Here is a 20,833-nt window from a genome sequence, read left to right as displayed (position 1 = left end):
CTGCTCAGCGACCGGGAGGGTCGGCGAGCCGCACGTGCACGACGTCGCCCGAGAGCACTTCGCGCTCCGCCGATCCGTCGTCGATGACCAGCCGCCCGTCGGCCGCGAGTCGCGTGGCTCTCCCGTTCAGCGTGCTCCCGTCGGGCATCGAGACGTTCACGGGCTGTCCGAGGGTGAGACAGCGCGCCGTGGTCTCGGCGTGCAGGCCGGAGGCGCGGGCGTCCCCCGCCCGGGTCAGTCCGGCGATGGCGGCGCCGAGTCCGATGAGGTAGTCGGCGAGAAGGCGATCGGGGTCCGCATCGACACCCAGGGCGGCGAACGACGTCGCCGAGGGCACCGGCAGCTGCTCGACCGTCATCGCGGTGTTCACGCCGGTTCCCACGATCACAGCACCGCCCGCCACCTCGGCGAGGATGCCGCAGATCTTGCGTCCGTCGACGAGCACGTCATTGGGCCATTTCAGCCCCACGACGTGCCCGGGAAGTTGGGCTGCGATGGCATCCGTCATCGCCACGCCCGCCGCCAGCGGTATCCAACCCCACGCACCGGTGTCGGTCGGAAGATCGCGCAGCAGCACCGACACGGCGAGCGCGGCATGCGGCGGCGTGGTCCAGGTGCGATCGAGCCGTCCGCGTCCGGCGGTCTGCGTGTCGGTGAGAAGTGCCGACAGATGCGGCCAGGCCGCGCCATCCACGGCGCGCTCACGCAGCTCGGCGTTGGTCGATGCGCATTCCGGCAGTACGACCAGCGCCGATGCGACGGATGCCGCGCGCGTCAGCTGCATTCAGTCCTCGTCGTCTTCGTCGTCGTCATCGTCCGGCGGGGTCACCGTGGCGTCGTTCGCGTGCCACTCGTCCCACTTCTGCATGAGCTGCTCGATCGCAGCGTGGAACTTCGCCGTCGCGGCTCCCGGGGTGGTGTCGCCGAAGTAGTGCCGGACCCAGGTGCGCAGTCTCGCCACGGCCTCCTCGTCGGCGCTGACCCGGTCGGCTTCGGCGATGATGTCACGGGCACCCGTCGCACTCAGCCACTCGCAGTCCGACAGGTAGCCGGTCGTGTCGATGGATGCTCGCTCGTCGACCGGACGCGTGATCAGCAGCGGCTTGCCGGCCGCCAGACGGTCGTAGACCATGGCCGAGATGTCGACGATCGCCACATCGGCGGCGGCGAGCTGCCAGCCCAGCTCCGGGCCGTCGTCGTACACGTGGTGCGCACCCGGGTCGGCGGCGTTGGACTCGGAGATCGCCGTCAGGATGCGGCGGTGCGCGGCGGCGTACTTCTCGTCCACCACGCCGCTGCGCGGATGCGGTCGGTAGATCACGCGGTGACGTGGGCTGGCCAGGAGCGCCCGCATCAGCTCCTCGCCGTGCGACGCGATGGAGCCGTAGTGCGCAGAGGGCCGGTCTCCCTCCCACGTCGGCGCGTACAGCACCACCATGCGGTCGTCGGGGGTGTAGGGCAGCATGCCGGAGTAGTGGTCGGCCTGCGGCCGACCGATCTCGATGGCGCGGCGGTCGATGTCGTAGTCCCAGAGCGTGCGGCTGAGGCGGTCGCGAGCGGCCTGGCCGGCGATGAAGGCGTAGTCGTACGCCTTGTACTGGTTGGTGGTCATGTACATCTTGTCGGACTCGCCGTGGTTGATGAACACGTGCCAGCGGCGCCCGTAGCGGAACATCTGGAAGTTGCGGGTGTTCTGGTTCACGTACAGCACGACGCGGATGTCCTGCCGGGCCAGGAACTTCTCCAGGTTGCGAACCGTCGGCACGAACGCCACCGGCGGTGCGTCCTCCTGCAGCAGCTTCTCCGCTCCTGCCGCACTGCGCGACAGGACCACCACCGGCCACCGCGTCGCCAGCTGCTCCAACGGCCGATACCACTGACGCATCTGGTACATGTTCACCGCGCCGTCGGCGAAGTACACCGCGATCTTGTAGTGATTCTCCGGATGCGGTCCCTGCGTCTTGAGCATGTGGCGCACACGCTGCACGGCGCCGCGCGATGCGAGCGCCTTGCGCAGAAGCCGATACGCCTTCTTTCCGTCCCTGAGCGCGCCCATCGTTCCAGAATACCGCTCAGTGCTGCGCGTCCTCGCGCGCTCGGTGCTCCTGCCAGCGGTCGGAGAGCGTCTGGATCGCCGCCTCGAACCGGGCAGTGGCGGCGCCCGGCGATGTATCGCCGAAGTAGTGCGTCGCCCAGCGCGCCAGCCGCGCGACCGCCGCGCCGTCATCACGCACCCGGTCCACCTCCGCGACGACATCGGCGGCGGCATCGACGTGCAGCCATTCGCAGTCGGAGAGGTAACCGGAGCGGTCGATCTCGGCCTCGTCGTCGATCGGCCGGGTGACGATGAGCGGCCGGCCCGTGGCCAGCCGATCGTAGATCATGGCGGACACGTCGAGGATGGCCACATCCGCGGCGACGAGCTGCCACCCGATGTCCGGACCGGCATCGTGCACGTGCCCGGCGGTCGGGTCCGCGGCGTTCGCGGCCGCGAGCATGGCGACGATGCGTCGGCTGGCCGCGCCGTAGGCGCCGTCCATCACGCCGGTGCGCGGATGCGGGCGGTAGATCACCCGGTGCCGTCCCGTGGCGAGCAGCTTCTCCACGAGTGTGATGCCGTGGCTGAGCACCGACCCGTAGCTCATCGACGCCCGATCGCCCTCCCATGTCGGCGCGTACAGCACGACGACGCGGCCGTCCGGCTCGTAGGGCATGGTACCGGCGAAGTGGTCGGCCTGCGGGCGGCCGATCCGGATGGTGCGACGGTCGACGTCGTAGTCCCAGAGAACGTCGGCGAGGCGATCGTGCGCGGCCTGACCGGCGATCAGGGCGCAGTCGTACGCCTTGTACTGGTTGCTGGTCATGTACACCTTGTCGGACTCGCCGTGGTTGATGAACACGTGCCAGCGGCGCGCGTACCGGAACATCTGGAAGTTGCGCGTGTTCTGATTCACGTACAGCACGATGCGGATGTCCTGTTCGTCCAGCAGCGCCTCGAGCTGTCCGATCTCCGGAGCGAAGGCCACGGGCAGAGCGCCGTCGTCCAGCAGCGCCGCGGCGCCTCGTGGCGAGCGCGCGATGACGACCACGGGAAAGCGGTCGGTGATCGCCTGCAGCAGACGGTACCACTGCCTGATCTGGTACATGTTCACTTCGGTGTCGGCGAAGTACACGGCCACGCGGTACCGGTGCGGCGGATGAGGACCCTGCTCCTCGAGCAGCCTGGTCACGCGTCGGTGCGCCGCGCGTGCGGCCCGCACCCGCGTGAGCAGGCGATATGCCTTCTTCACGTCGGTGATGGCGCCCATCCGGCACACGGTAGACCGGCAACCTCCGAACCCCCCGAGCGCGGCTCGACTCGCCGCATGACATGATCGACGGGTGCACGACGACGAACGGACAGAGCCCGAGGGCGTTTCGTTCGTCATGCCCGTGCTGAACGAGATCGACTACCTCGACCATGCGGTGCGATCGGTGCTGGATCAGGATGTCGACGGGCCGACCGAGCTCGTCCTGGCGCTGGGTCCTTCGACCGACGGCACCACGGCGCTCGCGCAACGGCTCGCCGAGGAGGATGAGCGTGTGCGGCTGGTCGACAATCCGCAGGCGGACATCCCCGTCGGGCTGAATGCCGCGATCCGCGCCAGCAGGCACGCGACCGTGATCCGCGTCGACGCCCACTCCGAGCTGTCCCCCGGATACGCCAGACGGGCCCTGCAGACGTTGCGCCGCACGGGTGCCGCGAACGTCGGCGGTGTCATGCGCGCCGAGGGGCGCACGCCGTTCCAGCGCGCCGTGGCACGCCTGTACAACTCCCCCGTCGGGCTGGGCGGCGGGGCCTATCACGGCGGGGCGCGAGAGGGCGAGGCGGAGTCCGCCTATCTCGGTGTCATGCGCCGCGAGGTGCTGGACGAGGTCGGCCTGTTCGATGAGACCATCCGCCGCGGCGAGGACTGGGAGCTGAATCTGCGCATCCGTCAGGCCGGACACCTGGTCTGGTTCGATCCGGACCTGTCAGTGACCTACTGGCCGCGAGAGAGCTGGTGGCGCCTGGCACGACAGTTCCGCGCCACCGGCGCCTGGCGGGGCGAACTCGTGCGCCGCTACGGCCGCCGCAACGGGCTGCGCTTCTTCGCCCCACCAGCTCTGGTGATCGCCACCGCGCTCGCGGTGATCGTCGGCGCCCTCCAGCTCACCGGGCTGCTGCGCGGGATCGGCGCCCTGCTGGCCTGCGTCCTCTATCTGCCGCTGGCCGCCTACGCGCTGCTCGTGGTCGCGGTCGGCCTGGGTGGCGCAGGCATCGAGCGCGCTCCGCGCGGTCTGCGCGAACGACTGTGGACCCTGGTCGTGCTGCCGACCATGCATTTCTCCTGGGGCCTCGGGTTCCTCGCCGGCGTTCTGCACGGCGCGCGCGACACGGTCGACGCGTCCCGGTTGGGCTCGCGCAACACACCGCTGCCCTGAATCCAGCCGTCCGGGCGGAGCACGCCTCAGGCTGTCAGCCACCCCTGATCGAGAATGCGCGATACCACGCGGTCGGCTGCGCCGCCGTCGTCGAGCCTGTTGAACTGCGCCGTCCAGGCGTCGTAGCGATCGCGGTACGCGGCCGCTACGTCCGCATCGGACAGCACCCGCACCAGCTCGTCCTGGGTGCGCACCACAGGGCCGGGCGCGCGCTCGCCCAGGTCGAAGTAGAACCCGCGCAACTCGCCCCGATAATGCTCGAGGTCGGGCACGAGGAAGTACATCGGACGCCCGGTCACGCTGAAATCGAACATCACCGAGGAGTAGTCGGTGATGAGCGCATCCGCGATCAGCAGCAGGCGCGCCGTCTCCGGGTAGCCGGTCACATCGATGACGCGCGCGCCCGCGTGGTCGCGGCCCGGCTTGAGCGTGCGGGAGTGGCCGCGCACCAGCACGACCGAATCGGTGCGTGCCGCCAGATCCTCGGGGTCGACGAAGTCGACGATCTCGGAGCGGTCGTCTCGCCAGGTGGGCGCGTACAGCAGCACCCGCGCGTCGGGTGCGATACCGAGCGCCTCCCGGATGAGCGCGGGGTCGCCGTGCGCGAACAGGTCGTTGCGCGGATAGCCATCCACCCAGACGGGCTTCCCGAAGAACGCGTACGCTTTCTTGAGCACTCGGGCGGCGTACACGTTCTGCGCCAGCAGGGCATCCCAGCGCCGTGATTCCTTCACGACGGCGGCCATTCGCCTCGGGGCGAAGCCGGGACGATGCAGCGCCAGGCGCTTCAGCGGCGTTCCGTGCCAGGTCTGCAGCACATGCTGGCCCGGTTTGCGCACGAAGCGACGCCGCAGCCAGTCGTTGACGATCAGCATCCGCGATTCCGCCCGCGCCCGCCACCACTCCGGGCTGCTCTCGACGACCGCGATCGCGCCCTCCGGCACCTCCACCGACAGGTCGGACACCGCCCAGTACCGCGTCACTGCGGGCGCACGCTCGGCGAGCACGCGGTCGATCGCCCGCGGGTTGCATCCCGATGTCTGCCCGTAGAAGCTCTCGAAGAACACCGCGTTCTCGCCGCCTCCCACGTGTGAGACGTACCGCTCCTCGAGCGTGCGCTGGCCCTCGGCGGTCTCGTAGATCGGGTCGAGCGGCGCGGAGATCCGGACATCCGCACCGTGCGCTTCGATGCGCAGGATCGGCACCAGCGTCGGGGCCAGGTCGACGGCGGCGAGGTCGGCGTCCGGGATGTCGAGGACATAGGAGCCGGAAGGCAGCGGCAGCTCTGCCCCGCCCCAGCGGGACACGCGCAACGGGAACGTCGCCTTCCACGTCTTCCCGCCTCCGGTGACCCTCCCGGCCACGCGCGCACGCGCGCCGGTCAGATCGGCGGATGCCGGTCGCGGTCCGGTTCCCGCGATGATCAGCGCCTGCGCCTGCTCATCGATCCGGGCAGTGGTCATCGTGCTCCTTTCGGCGCGGGGACTCCCCGCGCACGGATGGCCTGATACACGCGGCGGGCGTTGCGCCCGTCGCGGAAGGCGTGCATTCCCGCGCTCAGCGCGGCCGATCGTGCAGCCCGCTCGGCACGGACGGCGTCATCGGAGAGGACGGCATCGACCTGCTCGATCGCCGCGTCCCAGTCGCGCGCGAAGTCGTCGCCGGCGACGTCTTCGTAGCGGCCGTAGAAACCCCGCTCACGGGCGTACTCGGCCACATCGGGCGCGAGGTAGACCACGGGCGTCGCCAGCAGTCCCACGTCGTACGCCATCGACGAGTAGTCGGTGATCAGCACATCGACGCGCGCCAGTGCGGGAGTGACATCCGCGAGCAGCTCCGAGCTCAGGATCCGCACCCGACCGCTCGACCACGGGGGCGAGTACGCGCCCTCCCCCAGCGGGTGCGAGCGGATGAACAGGATCGCGTCGCGCTGCTCCAGCATCCGCACGATGCGCACCCACTGCTCCGCGCTCGGAATCGCCGGGTCGGCCGCCCCGTCGCGCCAGGTCGGCGCATACAGCAGCACGCGCTGCGAGGACAGCAGCGGCCCAGTGCGGGTGAGCAGAGCGGATGCCGTGGCGCGTCGCTCGTCGAGACTGGCGGTCGAGAGCACGTCCACCCGCGGCTCGCCGGTGACCACCACGCGGTCCTCGCCCAGACCGAACGCCGATTCCAGCCGGCCGCGCGACCGATGCGAGGCGGCGGGCAGCACCCGGATGCGCTGCGCGGCACTGCGATAACCGAATCTCAGCAGACGCCGCAGCAGCCCCGCCGCCGGAAGACGCCCCGGAACCTGCACGGTGACCGGGGAGTCCAGGCCGATCCGCTTGAGCGGGATGCCGTGCCAGAGCTGCACCACGAATCCGTCGGTGCTGCCGTAGCGGTTGACGTCGCCGAGTCCGTGGGTGACGATCAGCACGCCGGCGCGGACCGTGGCCCACCAGCCGCGCACGCTGTCACGACGGCGGGTCCGGATGCCGAGGGCCTTCGCCTCCGCATCCTCCCTGTCCGACCTCGTCAGCCAGATCGTCCGGTGCCCGGCCGCCTGCGCCTCGCGCTGCATGGCGAGCGCGCCGTCGCCGATTCCGGCTCCGCACCCGAGAACCCACGTGTCCCCCCGCGGCACGAGGAGCGTGCCTATGCGTCCTGCGGCATACAGCGGCAGCCGGAGCAGCTTGGCCGCGTTGCCGGTTCCGAATGAGAAGGACGCCACCCCGCGAGCCTATCGCGGGGCGGCGTCCCTCTTCTGAACGCGGACGGGCCGTCAGAGCTTGAGCGTTCCCAGCGTCGCCTCCGTCGTGTACGTCTTGCCCGAGCGCACGTAGACGATCTTCGCCGTGCTGCCCGCCGCAGCCGCGCGCACCTGCGCCGTGAGGTCGTTCGCGCTCGCGATCGGCACGCCGTTGAACTCGGTGACGATGTCGCCGCGCCGCAGACCGGCCTTGTCCGCTCCGCCCCCGGCGGTGGGCGTGTCGATGACGGCACCGGCGACAGTCGCGTCCTGCAGAGAGGATGCGTCGCGCACCGTGGCGCCGAGCAGTCCGTGCGTGGCCGACCCGTCGGCCATGATCTCCTTCGCCACGCGCTGGGCGATGTCGGAGGGGATAGCGAAGCCCACGCCGATCGAGCCGGGCTCACCGGACGACGACGAGGACTGACCGGCCGTCGCGATCGCCACGTTGATGCCGATCAGGCCGCCCTTGCTGTCGACCAGCGCGCCACCGGAGTTTCCGGGGTTGATCGCGGCATCGGTCTGGATCACCGCGATCGAGATGGACTGCTTGGCCTGCTGACTGCCCATGCCGGGGATGTCGAACTGGAAGGGGCCACCCTCTCCGTTCCCCTCGCCCTCGCCCTGCTGCTGGTCCTGCTGGGCACCGTTGTCGGGAAGGGCCGACGAGGCGACCTGGATGCTGCGGTTCAGCGCGCTCACGATGCCGGTCGTCACCGAGTTGGACAGACCCAGGGGCGCGCCCACGGCCACGGCCGTGTCGCCGACGTTCAGCTCTGACGAGTCGGCGAACGTGATGGGAGTCAGATCCTTCGCATCCTTGAGCTTGATGACGGCGAGGTCGTATACGGGGTCGGTGCCGACCACGGTCGCGGAGTAGATGCGCCCGTCGGAGGTCGTGACACGGATCGTCGGGTCCGCGACGGCCCCGCCCAGCGTCACGACGTGCGTGTTGGTCAGCACGTGGCCCTCCTTGTCGAGCACCACGCCCGAGCCGCTGCCCGATCCCTGGTTCCCGGCGACCTCGATCGTGACGACCGAGGGCAGCACCTTCGAGGCGATCGCGGTGGTCTCGTTGACCGACCCGGGGTTGTTGACGGTGACGGTCTGCGGACCGGCTGCCGACTGCGAGACGGGCCCGTCGAACACGGCGCCGCCCAGTGCGCTGCCGCCGAAGCCAGCGACGCCGCCCACGAGCGCCGCAGCGAGGAGGAGACCGGCGACCCTGGCCGGCGTGCCGGTGCTCTTGCGCGGGGGCTGCGCGCCCGTGTGCTCAGCATCGGTCGGAGCGGCGAGCAGTGCGGGGTCGAGCGGCAGCGTCTGGGCCGCCGGTGCCGTCCGAGGCTGCGCTGCGCCGCCGAAAGCCGCCCCCGTGATGTGCGGGGCGGTGGGCGAGTACGCGGGGGCGCCCGACCCTGTGGGCTGCTGGTGGGGTGCGGCCTGTGCCTCAGCGGGCTGCGCCTGATCCGACGGGTTCCGGGTGGGAGCCGCGTAGGGAGGCTGCCAGGTCGGCGCCTGCTGCGGCGAGCCGTGCGAGCCGGAGACTCCGGGATCGCCCTGCGGCGGCGCGGTCGCTGCGGGACCGGTCGCCGGAGCCTGAGGCGTCGTCGGCGTGGAGCCGGCGCTCGAAGACTCGGGTGCGGGCGTCTCACCGTGGGTGTTGTCGTCGTTCATGATCTGCTCCTTCCAGGCGCACCATCAGACTGACAAGTGAGTCTGTGCTTTTCATATGGCGAGGATGGATTTCCCCTATGGTCTTAGCCTGTTCTGCATGGATGTCATTCCCGGCGCCTGGCGCCGCACCGCAGTCGGCGCAGGTCTTCTCTCCCCGCACGGCGATGTCGCGCCCACCATCTTCGCAGAGATGTCGGCCGCGGCGGTGAGATTCGACGCGATCAACCTCGGGCAGGGGTTCCCCGACGAGGACGGCCCCGCCGAGGTTCTGGAAGCGGCACGGGAGGCGATCGCGCAGGGCGCGAACCAGTATCCGCCCGGTCGCGGCATCCCGGATCTGCGCCTGGCGATCAGCGAGCACCAGCGGCGCTTCTACGGCCTGACCGTCGACCCCGACACCGAGGTGCTGGTCACGGCCGGTGCCACCGAAGCGCTGACGGCGACGCTGCTGGCACTCCTCGGCTCCCCCGACGACGAGGTGGTCGTGTTCGAACCCTATTACGACTCCTACGCTGCCGCGGTCGCACTGGCGGGAGCACGCCTGCGCACTGTTCCCCTGCGTCGGCCGGACTTCCAGCCCGACCTCGCACAGCTGGCGGACGCCGTGAACGACCGGACACGGGTCATCATCGTGAACGATCCGCACAACCCGACCGGCGCCGTCTTCGCCTCCGAGGTGCAGGCCGAGATCGTACGGCTGGCGGAGAAGCACGACGCGGTCATCGTGACGGACGAGGTGTACGAGCATTTGTCCTTCGACACCGCGCACGTTCCGATGGCGACGCTCCCCGGGGCGGCGGAGAGGACGCTGACGATCTCCTCCGGAGGCAAGACGTTCTCGGCGACAGGCTGGAAGATCGGCTGGGTGCACGGGCCCGCCGCCCTCATCACGGCCGTGCTGACCGTGAAGCAGTACCTGACCTATGTGAACGGCTCACCGTTCCAGCCCGCGATCGCCGTCGGCCTGAGGCTACCGGATGCGTACTTCGACCAGGCGCGCTCTATGCTGCAGCGCAAGCACGGACTGCTGGGCGATGCGCTGCGCATGGCGGGCTTCGAGGTGCACACCCCGCAGGGCGGGTACTTCACGGTGGCGGACGCCACGGCGCTCGGCGGGTCGGATGCGGCGGAGTTCTGCCGTGCGCTGCCCGCGCGGGCGGGGGTGGTGGCGATCCCGATCACGGCATTCGTCGCGCCGGAACATCACGGCGACTTCGCGGGTCTGGTGCGCTTCGCGGCGTGCAAGCGCGTCGAGGTGCTCGAGGAGGCCGCGCGGCGGTTGGCCGCTCTGCGCTGACGCGCGCGGAGCGGGTGCGGCTCAGGGTGCGGGCACCACCCGGTAGCGGCGCAGTCGCAGCACGGGGTTGATCTCGCGGGTTCGGGCGATCAGATCGGCGTCGACGGATGCCAGGGCGATCCCCTCGCCCGCGCTGACGCCGGCGACGACCACTCCCTGCGGATCGATCACCTGAGATAGGCCCACCCCGACGGGCGCCGGGTGATCGGCGGCAATCACGTACGCGGTGTTCTCGATCGCCCTGGCGACGAGGAGCGAGTTCCAGTGGTGCTCCTTGAGGGGGCCGCGCACCCATTCGGCCGGCACCACCAGGGCATCCGCTCCGGCATCCGCGAGCGTGCGAGCCACTTCGGGGAAACGCAGGTCGTAGCAGGTCATGAGACCGAAGCGGATGCCGTCCACGTCCAGCACCGCGCTCTGATCGAGCTCCCCCGCCTCGATCCAGTCGGACTCGGTCTGCCCGAACGCGTCGTACAGGTGCTGCTTGCGATACACCGCCTGCACACCGGCATCCGTCACCGCGACGAGGGTGTTGTGCACCCGCCCCGCATCGGCTCGTTCCACGAGGCCCGCGACGATCGCCGTGCCGTGCGCACGCGCGAGCTGCTGCAGGGAGTGCACGAAATCTCCGTCGAGGGTCTCGGCGTTCCCCGCCAGGGAGTCGTCCATCGGGTCGGTGAAGAAGCTGCTGTACTCCGGGAGCACCACGACGCGGGCTCCGCGGGCAGCCGCTTCGGCGACGAGCTCGGCGACGCGGGCGCGGTTGGACTCGCGGGAGGCCGAGGGCGCGAACTGACAGACGGCGACGAGGGGAGCGGAAGCGGCCATGCCCCCATCCTGGCACCCGGGCACGACGGCGGGCATAGCCTGAGGATGACTGAGGAAGGAAACACCATGGCAGATTCTCCCTATCCGACACGCACCCCCGAGTTGACGCGCAGGCGCCGCGAGCTGGTGCCGGACACGTCCGCCGCCTTCGAGGCGTTCAGCAAGCAGGTGTTCGCGGCGGGCGCGCTGGACGAGAAGACCAAGCAGCTGATCGCCGTCGCGGTGGCCCACGTGACGCAGTGCCCCTATTGCATCGACGGTCACACCAAGCAGGCCTCGCGAAAGGGCGCCGCGGACGAGGAGATCATGGAGGCGATCTGGGTCGCGGCCGAGATGCGCGCCGGCGGTGCGTATGCCCACTCGGTGGTCGCGCTCAGCGCGCTGGATGCCGTGCACGGTCACGCTCACGCGTGACATAAGAAGAGGGCCCGATCCTTGCGGATCGGGCCCTCTTCTTCTTGTTGCGGGGACAGGATTTGAACCTGCGACCTCCGGGTTATGAGCCCGGCGAGCTACCGAACTGCTCCACCCCGCGGCACGTCTTAAAGCCTAACACGCTCCGGAACAGCGGGCGAATCGAGCGGCCGGAGCGATGCGCACGGGCGTGTCGCGGGCATATCTCCGCAGAAATGCACGACGTCGCAGATATCCGGGTGGATTCTGCGACGTCGTGCATTTCTGCGAGGGAGCGCGAGCGAGCGACTACTGCGCGGCCTGGCCCTCCAGAGCGAGCAGCTTCTCGATCGCGGCGGTGAGCTTCTTGTCCTGCGTCGCGAACTCCGACAGGTCACCGGCCTTCAGAGCAGCCTCGCGGGCCGTGAGCGCGTCCTTGGCATCCGACAGGGCCTGCGCCATCGCATCCGACGGCGGCGGCGGGGTCGTGCCCTCATCCGGCGGGGTGTCGCCCTCATCCGGCGGGGTGGTGCCCGGATCGGTGGGTGTCACTCCCTCATCACCGCCGACCGCGCCGGCGTCGCCGCCGAACAGTGCGTCCAGCGCCTCCGTGAGCGTGTCCTCGAACGCGACCCGGTCACCGAAGGCGACGAGGATCTTGCGCAGGTTGGGCAGCTTGGTGCCCTCGGAGGACTGCACGAACACGGGCTGCACGTAGAGCAGACCGCCGCCGACCGGGAGGGTCAGGAGGTTGCCGTACTTGACCTCGGACTTACCGATCGTCAGCACGTTGAGCTTCTCGGCGACCGTGGCATCCGAGTCGAAGGTGTTCTGCACCTGGCCCGGTCCCGGAACCGTGCTGGCGGTGTCGATCTCCAGCATCCGCAGTTTGCCGTAGTCCGGCGACTTCACGCCCTTCTCCGACCCGGCATCCGAATCGACGGCCAGGTAGCCCATCAGCACCTCGCGGCTCTCACCCTGCGCATCGGCCGGGATGAAGGTCGAGAACATCGAGAAGCGCGGCTCGTCCTGCCCCGGCATCTTCATCGACAGGTAGTACGGCGGCTGCAGTTCGGTCTTCACCCGCGGGTCCGCGGGCGTCTGCCAGCGGTTGTCCTCCTGCGCGAAGGAGCCGGCGTCATCGATGTGGTACACACCGAGCATGGCCCGCTGCACCTTGAACAGATCGGTCGGGTAGCGCACGTGGCTCATCAGATCGGCGGACATGTCGCTGATCGGCTTGACCGTCGAGGGGTAGATCTTCTGCCAGGCCTTCAGGATCGGGTCCTCCTCGTCCCAGGCGTACAGGTTGACCGACCCGTCATAGGCGTCCACGGTGGCCTTGACCGAGTTGCGGATGTAGTTGATGTTGTCGAACGCGACGGCGGAGGCCGGCGTGTTCGCATCGGCGATCGCGTCCCGCATGCTCACTGTCTTGGAGTACGGGTAGGTCGCGCTCGTGGTGAAGCCGTCGACGATCCACACGATGCGTCCGTCCACGACGCTGGGATAGGGGTCGTGGTCCAGCGTCAGGTACGGGGCGACCTTCTGCACGCGGTCGAGCGGCTTGCGGTCGTACAGGATCTGCGACTCGGAGTTGACGAGGTTCGAGAACAGGATCTGCTCGGACTGGAACTTCAGCGCGTACAGCAGCTTGATGAAGGTGTTCCCGATGCGGGGACCACCATTGCCCGTGAACGTCGTCTTGGTGTCGCTGCTCTCGCTGTCCTGGCCGCGCGGGTAGTCGATCTCGACCGGCTTGGTGCCCTCGGGCGCCCCGACGATCGAGTACTCCGGCGAGGACTCACCGAAGTAGACCCGCGGCTCGAACTTCTCGCTCTCGCTGAGGAAGCCCGCCGTGGGGATCCCCTGCTCGAGGAAGACCGGCTCGCCGTCGGAGGTGCGCTCGTTGCCGGCCATGGCGACGAGGCCGTAACCGTGCGTGTACACCGCGGTGCGGTTGTTCCAGCTGTCGCCGCCGCCGAGCTTGGCCATGTCGAGGTCGCGCACCGAGACCACGGTGTCCTGCGACTCGCCGTCGATCGTGTAGCGGTCCACGTCCAGCTCGTCGGCGAACTGGTAGTACGAGCGGTACTGCTGCAACTGGCGCACGGTCGGTCCGATGACGGCGGGGTCCATGATGCGCACGGAGGCCGTGGTGGCCGCATCCGCGCGGAGCTGACCGGCCTCGGTGTCGGTGGTCGCCTTGAACGGCGTGACCTCCATGTCCGCGACGCCGAACGCCTCCTTGGTGGCCGCGATGTTGCGGTCGTAGAACTGCGCCTGGTAGTCGTTCTCGTTCGGCTTCACCTGGAAGGTGGTGACCACCCAGGGGTAGCCCATCCCGACCACGAGAGAGGCGACGATCAGCAGCGCGGTCGCCGCAAGCGGGAAGCGCCAGCGGCCGATCACGGCGGTCACCAGGAACAGCACGGCCACGACGGCGGCGATGATCGACAGGATCGCGAGACCCGGGATGGTCGCGTTCACCCCGGTGTACCCGGCGCCCGTGATCCGGCCCTCCGGCTGCACCAGAGTCAGATAGCGGTCCAGCCACAGGCTCACGGCCTGAACGGCGAGGTAGAGACCGGCGAGGATCGCCAGCTGGATGCGGGCGGGCTTCGAGATGCGCAGTTCGCGCTGGCCGATGCGTACCGAGCCGTACAGGTAGGACACCAGCGCGGTGATCACCAGGCTCAGCAGCAGGACCGCCGAGACGAATGCCAGCAGCATCGAGTAGAACGGCATCGCGAACAGGTAGAAGCCCGTGTCGACGCCGAACTCCGGGTCGAGCGTCCCGGTGGTGACGCCGTTGGCCCACAGCCACACGGTCTTCCAGTTGCCCGCGGCGGCGAAGCCCGCGAACAGGCCGAAGAACACCGGCATGCCCCACATCGCCAGGCGACGCAGCGGCTCGATGACCTCCTGGTAGCGGTCGAGTTGCGAGCTCAGCCGCACGTACACCGGCCGCAACCGGTAGGCGAGCTGGATGCACAGGAAGATCGGCAGTGCCATGCCCAGGAAGCCGATCACGAACATCGACACCGTCGCGATCCACTGGGTGGTCAGAACGGTGCTGAAGTCGAGCTGATCGAACCAGAGGTACTCGGTGAAGAGCGACGCGAAGATGAAGAACGCGGCGATCAGGGCGGCGATGATCCCCACCGAGACGGCGAGGATGCGGCGGGAGGCACTGGGTGTGGCCGGCGGACGGGCTGAGGTGGTGGTCACCATCCCATCCTATGCAGGCGACCTATGCACCCGCCCCGTGTTCCGCTCTGCGCGGACCCTTCGACAGGCTCAGGGGTCAGAGGGGTGCCGTCACTTCGCGGATGTCGTGCAGACCGGCAGCGTCGACGTGTCACCGTCGTCGGCGATGACGCCGAGGATGCGCATCGACTCCTCCAGCGTCCCCGTGCGGAACACATCCAGCCCGTCCGGCACGTGGCCGACGACCTCGTCGCAGTTGCTCTCCGGGGCGAGGAACACGGTCGCGCCGGCATCCCTGGCGCCATACAGCTTCTGCCGGATGCCGCCGATCGGTCCCACGTTCCCCGCCGCATCGATGGTGCCGGTGCCGGCGACCCGCTTGCCGCCGTTGAGCTCCCCCGGGGTGAGGGTGTCGATGATCCCGAGCGCGAACATCATGCCGGCGCTCGGACCGCCCACGTTGTCGAGCTGCAGCTTCACGTCGATCGGGAAGTCGTAGTCGGTGGTCAGGGAGATGCCGATCAGCCAGAGGGTCGTGCCATCGGCATCCGTGGTCTCCTGCGGTGTCACCGACACCGTCTTGACCTCGTCGCCCCGCAGCACGCTCAGCTCCACCTCGGCGCCCTTCGCATCCTGTATGCGGTCGCGGAGCAGAGTCGCGGAGTCGACGTCGACGCCGTCCACCTGGAGGATCCGGTCGCCGTCCTCCAGATGTCCCTCGGCCGCCGACCCGTCCAGCACGCTGACGACCTCGACCTGCGCGCCGACGTCGTATCCGAGCGCCGTGAGCGCCGCGGCCGTCGCCTCGTGCTGGGAGTCCACCATGAGCGCGGCGTTGCGCTCGTCGCGCTCATCGCTGGTGACGCCCTCGGGGAAGACCGTGTCGATGGGGACGACCGCCCGGGTCGGGTCGAACCAGGTCAGCGCGAGTTCGAACCAGGTGGGGGTGCGGTCCCGGTTGCCGATCACCTGCACGGTCGTGAGGTCGAGGTTCCCGCCGGTCGGATACGTCTTCGCATCCGACACCTCGATCAGCGGGACTTCCTTGCCGTCCGTGCCTCGCGCCGTCCCGAGGGTGTCGAACACCGGCCCCGGACGCTGGATCACGTACTGCGTCGGCACGAACGTCAGACCGACCAGCGCGACGAGCGAGACGCTCAGGGCGATGACCCCGGCAACCGTGCCGTTGATGCGGCGTGATGACACGGGACCTCCGGAGCGTTCGCGAGCGGCGTACAGATATCCGGGGCCCGCAGGGCACGGGCACAGGATCGTGTGACTAGCGTAGAGCGCACACGCTACGGGCATGCTGAGAGGGCGATTCGCATGGCAGACGACGAACAGGATCCTTCCGATTTCGAGGAGATGCTGCGCCGCATGATGTCGGGTGGGCAGATCGACCCCGAGACTCTGCGTGAAGCGCTCTCGAACATGAACGGTGCGTCCTTCGACCCCGGCCAGATGTCCGGACTGATGGCGCAGATGCAGGGCATGTTCGCGCAGGATCCGTGGCAGAACGCCGAGCGACAGGCGCTGCACATCGCCAATCGGGACGGACTCGGCATCACCACCGGCGCCCAGACGTCGCTGGTGGATGCCTTCGGCCTGGCCGACCTCTGGCTGAGCGAGGCCACCACCATCTCCGAGCTGGCGTCGCCGCCGCAGGCGATGACGCGCGGGGACTGGGTGCAGAAGACCCTGCCGGTGTGGAAGGAGATCGCCTCCCCGGTGTCGACCTCCATCGCCGATGCGTTGACCGGTGCGCTGCAGACGCAGGTGCCCGAGGAGATGCAGGGCATGGTGCAGGGCGCGGGCGAGCTCATGCGAGGCCTGGGCGGGTCGCTCTTCGCCGCGCAGTTCGGTCAGGTGCTCGGGCGGCTCTCCCTGGAGGTCGTCTCCGGTGGTGATGTCGGCATCCCCGTGCTTCCCGCCGGCACAGCGGCGGTCATTCCTCAGAACATCGCCGCCTTCGGCGAGGGACTCGAGATCCCCGAAGACCAGATCGCCCTGTACCTCGCGGTGCGCGAGCTCGCGTACGCACGGCTGTACCGGCACGCGAAATGGCTGCACCTGCACGTGCTCTCGCAGATCACCGACTTCGCACGCGGGGTGACGGTGGACATCGACGCGCTGGAGGACCTGGCATCCCGCCTGGACCCGAGCGACCCGGAGGAGCTGCGCGCGGCCATCGAAGGCGGCGCCCTGCTGCCGACGCAGACGGATGCGCAGCGCGAGGCGCTCACCCGGCTGGAGAACCTCATCGCCACGATCGACGGATGGGTCGATGTGGTCACCGGACACGCGATCGCGCGCCTTCCCGACGGCGCGCGCCTGGCCGAAGCGGCCAGGCGCCGTCGTGCGGTGGGCGGCCCCGCCGAGGACGCACTGGGCGCCCTGGTCGGGCTGAAGCTGCGTCCGCGGCGGCTGCGGGAGGCCTCGGCGATGTGGCAGGCGGTCACGGATGCCGTGGGCGTCGCGGCCCGCGATTCGCTGTGGGACTACCCGGATCTCATGCCCGCGGCCGGCGACACCGACGACCCCACGGCTCTGATCGCCCGGCTGCAGGCGGCGCAGCGCGGCGAGGCTCCGGCTGCCGACGAGTTCGACGAGGCGCTGACGCGCCTGCTGGACGGCGAGGACTTCTCGGACGCGCCCGGCGAGGGCGGCTCGACCTCCTCCGACGAGAACGGAACCGAGAACCCCGGCGACGACGGCTCCCCTGCTCGTGATGCCGACCGTCCGGAGGATGACCGTCCCGAGGGCGACCGCCCGGTCTGACAGGCGTGCCCCTGCACAGGCATCGATGCCGGAGAAGTTGTCCACGGATCGCGTGTGCGCTCCCCACGCCTGGCGGGAAACGCACACAATCGGGGTATGAGCCCCCGGACCGCCTCGACGATCACGCGCCTCGATCCGCGATATCCGCTGCTGTGGCGCGACGAGCACACGGTGCAGTTCGGCTTGGAGGCGGTGGCGTCCGTCGACGTCACGGAGCCGTGGGCGGAGCCGCTGCTGCTGCGGCTGCGCAGCGGCATCCGCCTGTCGACCTTCGACGTCGTCGCGCACAGCGTCGGCGCCCCGCGCGAGGCCGCCCGTGAACTGCTGGCCCGGCTGCGGCCGCTGCTGGTGGGCGAGCAGCCCGCTGCGCCTCCGGTGTGGGTCGAGGGACTGAACGTCGCGGACAGCCGCACGCAGGAGCGGATGCGACAGGCGCTCGCCGACGAGGGGATCGAGGAGGCGCAGGGCCGCCAGACAGGCGCGGTCGCCGTCGTCGTCGTGGAGGGCGCAGCCGCCGCACTGCAGTTCGCCTCGTACCTGCGCGAGGATGTGCCGCACCTGCCCGTCGCCTTCGAGCATCAGGCGGCGGTGATCGGGCCGCTCGTGCTTCCCGGGAGAACCCCCTGCCTGTCGTGTCGCGATGCGCACGAGCAGCAGCGCGATCCCGCCTGGCCGATGCTGCATGCGCAGCTCGTCGGCCGACCGGCCGCGACCACGGCGGCGAGGATCGCGCACGCGGCAGGTCTGACGGCCCGCGTGCTGCGCGCACCCGTGCGGTCCGGCGGTCTGATGGTGCGGGTCAGCCCTGACGGGCGGGTCGCCTGGCGCTCGGTGCGACATCACGAAGGATGCCGGTGCCTCGAGCCGTCGTCCCGATCTCTGCCAGGAAGCGCGAGGGACTCCGCTCCCCCCGACCTGCGCTCCGAGACCACGAGATCGCCAGCGTACGCGCGGCCCGCGTGATGCCCACGTAGGCCAGTCGCCGCTCCTCGTCGACCTGCGCGAACGTGGTGGCGTACGAGATCGGCAGCGCTCCTTCAGCCCAGCCGGCCAGCAGCACATGCGGCCACTCCAGTCCCTTCGCCGCGTGCAGGGTCGACAGCGTGACCGTCCGCAGGGTCGGCTCGTGCTGATCCTTGGCGCGAGCCATCAGGTCGTCGGCGAAGGCCCGCAGCGTCGTGCCCTCGGGCGCTTCCTCGGCGAGCCGGAGGATCGCTCGCCGCGCCTCCCAGCCGTCGCGTTGAGCACCACCCGCCTCGGGCGGCTCATCGGTGAGCCCCAGGCCGCGCAGCACGTCGCGCACGGTGGGCAGGAACCCGACATCCGTCGGAGCGACCGCGGCGCCGCGCAGGGCGAGGACGGACTGGCGCACCTCGGGCATGTCGAAGAACCGCGTTCCGCCCAGCACGCTCGTCGCGATGCCGCGGGTCGCGAGCGCCTGCTGGAGCACCGCGGACTGCGCGTGAGCCCGGTACAGCACGGCGATGTCGGAGGGCGACTCGCCCGCCGCGATGCGCGCCGCAATGGCAGCGGCGATGCCGTCGGCCTCGTCTCGCTCGCTGTCGAAGGCGGTGACGATGGGCGTCTCGCTGTCGGCGCCGGGATGCGACGGGACGAGGTCGAGCGCCCCCGGCCTTCCCTTCATCAGCGCATTGGCGACGGTGAGGATGGGCTCCTGAGACCGGTAGTTGGTCTCCAGGCGCACGACCGTGGCGTCGGGGTAGCGCTTCCCGAACTCGAGCAGGTAGCGCTGCTGAGCGCCCGCGAACGAGTAGATCGTCTGGCTGGCGTCACCGACCACGCAGAGATCGCGGCGATCGCCGAGCCACAGCTCCAGCAGACGGTTCTGCAGCGGTGAGACGTCCTGATACTCGTCCACCGTGAAATGCCGGTACTGCTCGTGCACCGACGCCGCGACGCGGCTCTCCGTCTCGAGCATGCCCGCGCACGCGAGCAGCACGTCCTCGAAGTCGAGCTGCCGCCGCTCGTCCTTCAGCGCCTCGTAGGCCACCTGCAGTTCGATGAGCTGTTCCGGGCGGATGCCGCTGATCGGGCGGTTCTGGTCCGCGTACTGCTCGATGGACATCATCGAGACCTTGCGCCATTCGATCTCGGAGGCGACGTCGCGCAGGGTGGCGGTAGTGGGCCTCAGGCGCATGCCGTCTGCGGCCTGCCCGAGCATCCGCACCTTGTTGTCGATGATCTTCGGGGCGGTGTCCCCCGCGAGCGTCGGCCAGAAGAAGTTCAGCTGGGCGAGGGCGGCGCTGTGGAAGGTGCGCGCGGACACCCCGCCGACACCGAGTGCGCGCAGACGGCCGCGCAGCTCTCCCGCCGCCTTCGCGGTGAAGGTGAGGGCCATCACGCGAGACGGGGAGTATGCGCCCGTGTCCACACCATGCGCGATGCGGTGCGTGATCACGCGGGTCTTGCCGGTGCCCGCACCGGCGAGCACGGCGACCGGTCCGCGGAGCACCGATGCGGCCTCGCGCTGGCGCTCATCCAGAGCGTCGAGAGCTCCCACTTACAGACCCTCCCGGTACCACTGCTCGATGAGGCGGCGCGCGATCGATGCGGGGCCGGGCAGACCGACCGGACCGTCGCCTGCCAGCGCGGTGCCGATCTCGTCACGCGTCAGCCAGCGCACCTCGGTGATCTCCTCGCCATCCGCCTCGGTCTGCTCGTCGACCGCGACGACGCGGAATCCGAGCATCAGCGACCGCGGGTAGGGCCATGCCTGCGAGGAGACGTAACGGATGTCACGCACCCGCACCCCCGCTTCCTCCGCGAGCTCACGGTGCACGGTGTCCTCGAGCGACTCGCCGGCCTCGACGAATCCGGCGAAGCAGGAGTGCATCCGTCCGCGCCAGTTCGCGTTCGCGCCCAGCAGCAGCCGCTCCCCGTCCGGGCTCACGACCGCGACGATGACGGCAGGGTCGGTGCGGGGGAAATGCTCGGCGCCGCAGGTGGCGCAATGCCGCGACCAGCCCGCGTTCTGCAGCTCCAGCGCCGAGCCGCATGCCGCGCAGTAGCCTGCGTCGCCCAGCCAGGCGGCGAGCGCTATCGCCGTGACGAACAGGTCGTTCTCGTGCTCGTCGAGACGACCACCGGCATCCCGCAGCCCCAGCCAGGTCTCCTCCGGGGCGCTGTCGATGCTGTCCGGCTCGGGGGGTGCGGCGGCCAGCAGCAGCGCGGATCCGTCCCGGTCACGGCCGAGCAGGGCCCACTCCGCCTCGCCCACGCTGGACACCTCTGCGCGCACCACGGCGTCATCGGCCACGCGCAGACGGCCCTCCCGGACGACCACCGCACGCGTGCTCGGGTCACCGCGCAGCCGGACCAGAAGATCGGGGTCGGCACGCGTGTCCGCGGCCCGGTCGAGGATGTCCCGCAACGAGGTCATGCACTCCTCCTGATCTCGTGTCGTGTGCTCACCCGCTCCGCACGATCGTAAACGGGAG

General features: G+C 69.8%; 15 protein-coding genes and 1 tRNA gene. 4 read left to right on the top strand and 12 right to left on the bottom strand.

Annotated features, from left to right (window positions below; genetic code table 11):
- Window positions 1-4: 4 nt before the first annotated feature.
- Genes ACFQY2_RS13760 through ACFQY2_RS13750 form a run of 3 tightly spaced genes read right to left on the bottom strand, consistent with a single transcriptional unit; the run spans window position 5 to window position 3,308 of the window.
- Window positions 5-784 carry a biotin--[acetyl-CoA-carboxylase] ligase gene (locus tag ACFQY2_RS13760; RefSeq protein ID WP_378746464.1) on the bottom strand — a complete coding sequence of 260 codons (780 nt, stop codon included), beginning with the start codon at window positions 782-784 and terminating at the stop codon, window positions 5-7.
- A complete protein-coding gene (locus tag ACFQY2_RS13755; RefSeq protein WP_378746463.1) occupies window positions 785-2,056 on the bottom strand; it encodes a CDP-glycerol glycerophosphotransferase family protein in 1,272 nt (423 codons plus the stop codon). It lies immediately after the preceding gene.
- A gap of 16 nt (window positions 2,057-2,072) precedes the next feature.
- Window positions 2,073-3,308 carry a CDP-glycerol glycerophosphotransferase family protein gene (locus tag ACFQY2_RS13750; RefSeq protein ID WP_378746462.1) on the bottom strand — a complete coding sequence of 412 codons (1,236 nt, stop codon included), beginning with the start codon at window positions 3,306-3,308 and terminating at the stop codon, window positions 2,073-2,075.
- 118 nt (window positions 3,309-3,426) lie between these two features.
- Between ACFQY2_RS13750 and ACFQY2_RS13745 the strand changes: the two genes are divergently transcribed.
- On the top strand, window positions 3,427-4,464 hold the full coding sequence (locus tag ACFQY2_RS13745) for a glycosyltransferase family 2 protein (RefSeq protein WP_378746798.1): 1,038 nt from the start codon (window positions 3,427-3,429) through the stop codon (window positions 4,462-4,464).
- A 26-nt stretch (window positions 4,465-4,490) separates the two neighbouring features.
- Here the strand turns inward: ACFQY2_RS13745 and ACFQY2_RS13740 are convergent, their stop codons facing one another.
- From ACFQY2_RS13740 to ACFQY2_RS13730, 3 genes are read right to left on the bottom strand one after another with little or no spacing between them, the layout of a single operon-like run.
- A complete protein-coding gene (locus tag ACFQY2_RS13740) occupies window positions 4,491-5,927 on the bottom strand; it encodes a CDP-glycerol glycerophosphotransferase family protein (protein WP_378746461.1) in 1,437 nt (478 codons plus the stop codon).
- Window positions 5,924-7,177: a CDP-glycerol glycerophosphotransferase family protein gene (locus ACFQY2_RS13735; RefSeq protein WP_378746460.1), complete on the bottom strand. Its 1,254-nt coding sequence runs from the start codon at window positions 7,175-7,177 to the stop codon at window positions 5,924-5,926. Before ACFQY2_RS13735 ends, ACFQY2_RS13740 begins: the two co-directional genes overlap by 4 nt.
- A 51-nt stretch (window positions 7,178-7,228) precedes the next feature.
- Window positions 7,229-8,869: a trypsin-like peptidase domain-containing protein gene (locus tag ACFQY2_RS13730; protein ID WP_378746458.1), complete on the bottom strand. Its 1,641-nt coding sequence runs from the start codon at window positions 8,867-8,869 to the stop codon at window positions 7,229-7,231.
- A gap of 97 nt (window positions 8,870-8,966) precedes the next feature.
- Between ACFQY2_RS13730 and ACFQY2_RS13725 the strand changes: the two genes are divergently transcribed.
- The gene (locus tag ACFQY2_RS13725; RefSeq protein ID WP_378746457.1) at window positions 8,967-10,166 is read left to right on the top strand and encodes an aminotransferase class I/II-fold pyridoxal phosphate-dependent enzyme; all 1,200 of its coding nucleotides are present in this window, start codon (window positions 8,967-8,969) and stop codon (window positions 10,164-10,166) included.
- A gap of 21 nt (window positions 10,167-10,187) precedes the next feature.
- On the opposite strand, the gene ACFQY2_RS13720 is transcribed toward ACFQY2_RS13725, so the two are convergent.
- Window positions 10,188-10,994 (bottom strand): carbon-nitrogen hydrolase family protein, encoded by an 807-nt coding sequence (locus ACFQY2_RS13720; protein WP_378746456.1) that lies wholly within the window; start codon window positions 10,992-10,994, stop codon window positions 10,188-10,190.
- Between the two features lie 66 nt (window positions 10,995-11,060).
- Between ACFQY2_RS13720 and ACFQY2_RS13715 the strand changes: the two genes are divergently transcribed.
- The gene (locus ACFQY2_RS13715) at window positions 11,061-11,408 is read left to right on the top strand and encodes a carboxymuconolactone decarboxylase family protein (protein ID WP_378746455.1); all 348 of its coding nucleotides are present in this window, start codon (window positions 11,061-11,063) and stop codon (window positions 11,406-11,408) included.
- Between the two features lie 47 nt (window positions 11,409-11,455).
- On the opposite strand, the gene ACFQY2_RS13710 is transcribed toward ACFQY2_RS13715, so the two are convergent.
- The 3 genes from ACFQY2_RS13710 to ACFQY2_RS13700 all read right to left on the bottom strand — a co-directional run bounded on the left by ACFQY2_RS13710 (window position 11,456) and on the right by ACFQY2_RS13700 (window position 15,803).
- Window positions 11,456-11,529, bottom strand: a tRNA-Met gene (locus ACFQY2_RS13710).
- A 167-nt stretch (window positions 11,530-11,696) separates the two neighbouring features.
- Window positions 11,697-14,618, bottom strand: a complete 2,922-nt coding sequence (locus tag ACFQY2_RS13705; protein WP_378746453.1) for a UPF0182 family protein — start codon at window positions 14,616-14,618, stop codon at window positions 11,697-11,699.
- Window positions 14,619-14,708: 90 nt separating this feature from the next.
- Window positions 14,709-15,803 (bottom strand): PDZ domain-containing protein, encoded by a 1,095-nt coding sequence (locus ACFQY2_RS13700; protein ID WP_378746452.1) that lies wholly within the window; start codon window positions 15,801-15,803, stop codon window positions 14,709-14,711.
- A gap of 120 nt (window positions 15,804-15,923) precedes the next feature.
- Here ACFQY2_RS13700 and ACFQY2_RS13695 point away from each other — a divergent pair, with 120 nt between their 5' ends.
- Entirely contained in the window at window positions 15,924-17,375 is a 1,452-nt protein-coding gene (locus ACFQY2_RS13695; RefSeq protein WP_378746451.1) for a zinc-dependent metalloprotease, read from the top strand.
- 799 nt (window positions 17,376-18,174) lie between these two features.
- On the opposite strand, the gene ACFQY2_RS13690 is transcribed toward ACFQY2_RS13695, so the two are convergent.
- Window positions 18,175-19,896: an ATP-dependent helicase gene (locus tag ACFQY2_RS13690; RefSeq protein WP_378746450.1), complete on the bottom strand. Its 1,722-nt coding sequence runs from the start codon at window positions 19,894-19,896 to the stop codon at window positions 18,175-18,177.
- Window positions 19,897-20,775, bottom strand: a complete 879-nt coding sequence (gene nudC / locus ACFQY2_RS13685; protein ID WP_378746449.1) for an NAD(+) diphosphatase — start codon at window positions 20,773-20,775, stop codon at window positions 19,897-19,899. It lies immediately after the preceding gene.
- Between the last annotated feature and the right edge of the window lie 58 nt (window positions 20,776-20,833).

This window comes from Microbacterium sp. GCM10027623 (assembly GCF_042666935.1).
GTDB lineage: Bacteria > Actinomycetota > Actinomycetes > Actinomycetales > Microbacteriaceae > Microbacterium.
This window is presented reverse-complemented; position numbering and strand designations above follow the sequence as displayed.

What these genes read in the sequence shown, in the direction of transcription:
- ACFQY2_RS13760 (WP_378746464.1), bottom strand. Translation starts at nt 784, where the DNA reads ATGCAGCTGACGCGCGCGGCATCCGTCGCATCGGCGCTGGTCGTACTG.
- ACFQY2_RS13755 (WP_378746463.1), bottom strand. Translation starts at nt 2,056, where the DNA reads ATGGGCGCGCTCAGGGACGGAAAGAAGGCGTATCGGCTTCTGCGCAAG.
- ACFQY2_RS13750 (WP_378746462.1), bottom strand. Translation starts at nt 3,308, where the DNA reads ATGGGCGCCATCACCGACGTGAAGAAGGCATATCGCCTGCTCACGCGG.
- ACFQY2_RS13745 (WP_378746798.1), top strand. Translation starts at nt 3,427, where the DNA reads ATGCCCGTGCTGAACGAGATCGACTACCTCGACCATGCGGTGCGATCG.
- ACFQY2_RS13740 (WP_378746461.1), bottom strand. Translation starts at nt 5,927, where the DNA reads ATGACCACTGCCCGGATCGATGAGCAGGCGCAGGCGCTGATCATCGCG.
- ACFQY2_RS13730 (WP_378746458.1), bottom strand. Translation starts at nt 8,869, where the DNA reads ATGAACGACGACAACACCCACGGTGAGACGCCCGCACCCGAGTCTTCG.
- ACFQY2_RS13725 (WP_378746457.1), top strand. Translation starts at nt 8,967, where the DNA reads ATGGATGTCATTCCCGGCGCCTGGCGCCGCACCGCAGTCGGCGCAGGT.
- ACFQY2_RS13720 (WP_378746456.1), bottom strand. Translation starts at nt 10,994, where the DNA reads ATGGCCGCTTCCGCTCCCCTCGTCGCCGTCTGTCAGTTCGCGCCCTCG.
- ACFQY2_RS13715 (WP_378746455.1), top strand. Translation starts at nt 11,061, where the DNA reads ATGGCAGATTCTCCCTATCCGACACGCACCCCCGAGTTGACGCGCAGG.
- ACFQY2_RS13695 (WP_378746451.1), top strand. Translation starts at nt 15,924, where the DNA reads ATGGCAGACGACGAACAGGATCCTTCCGATTTCGAGGAGATGCTGCGC.
- nudC (WP_378746449.1), bottom strand. Translation starts at nt 20,775, where the DNA reads ATGACCTCGTTGCGGGACATCCTCGACCGGGCCGCGGACACGCGTGCC.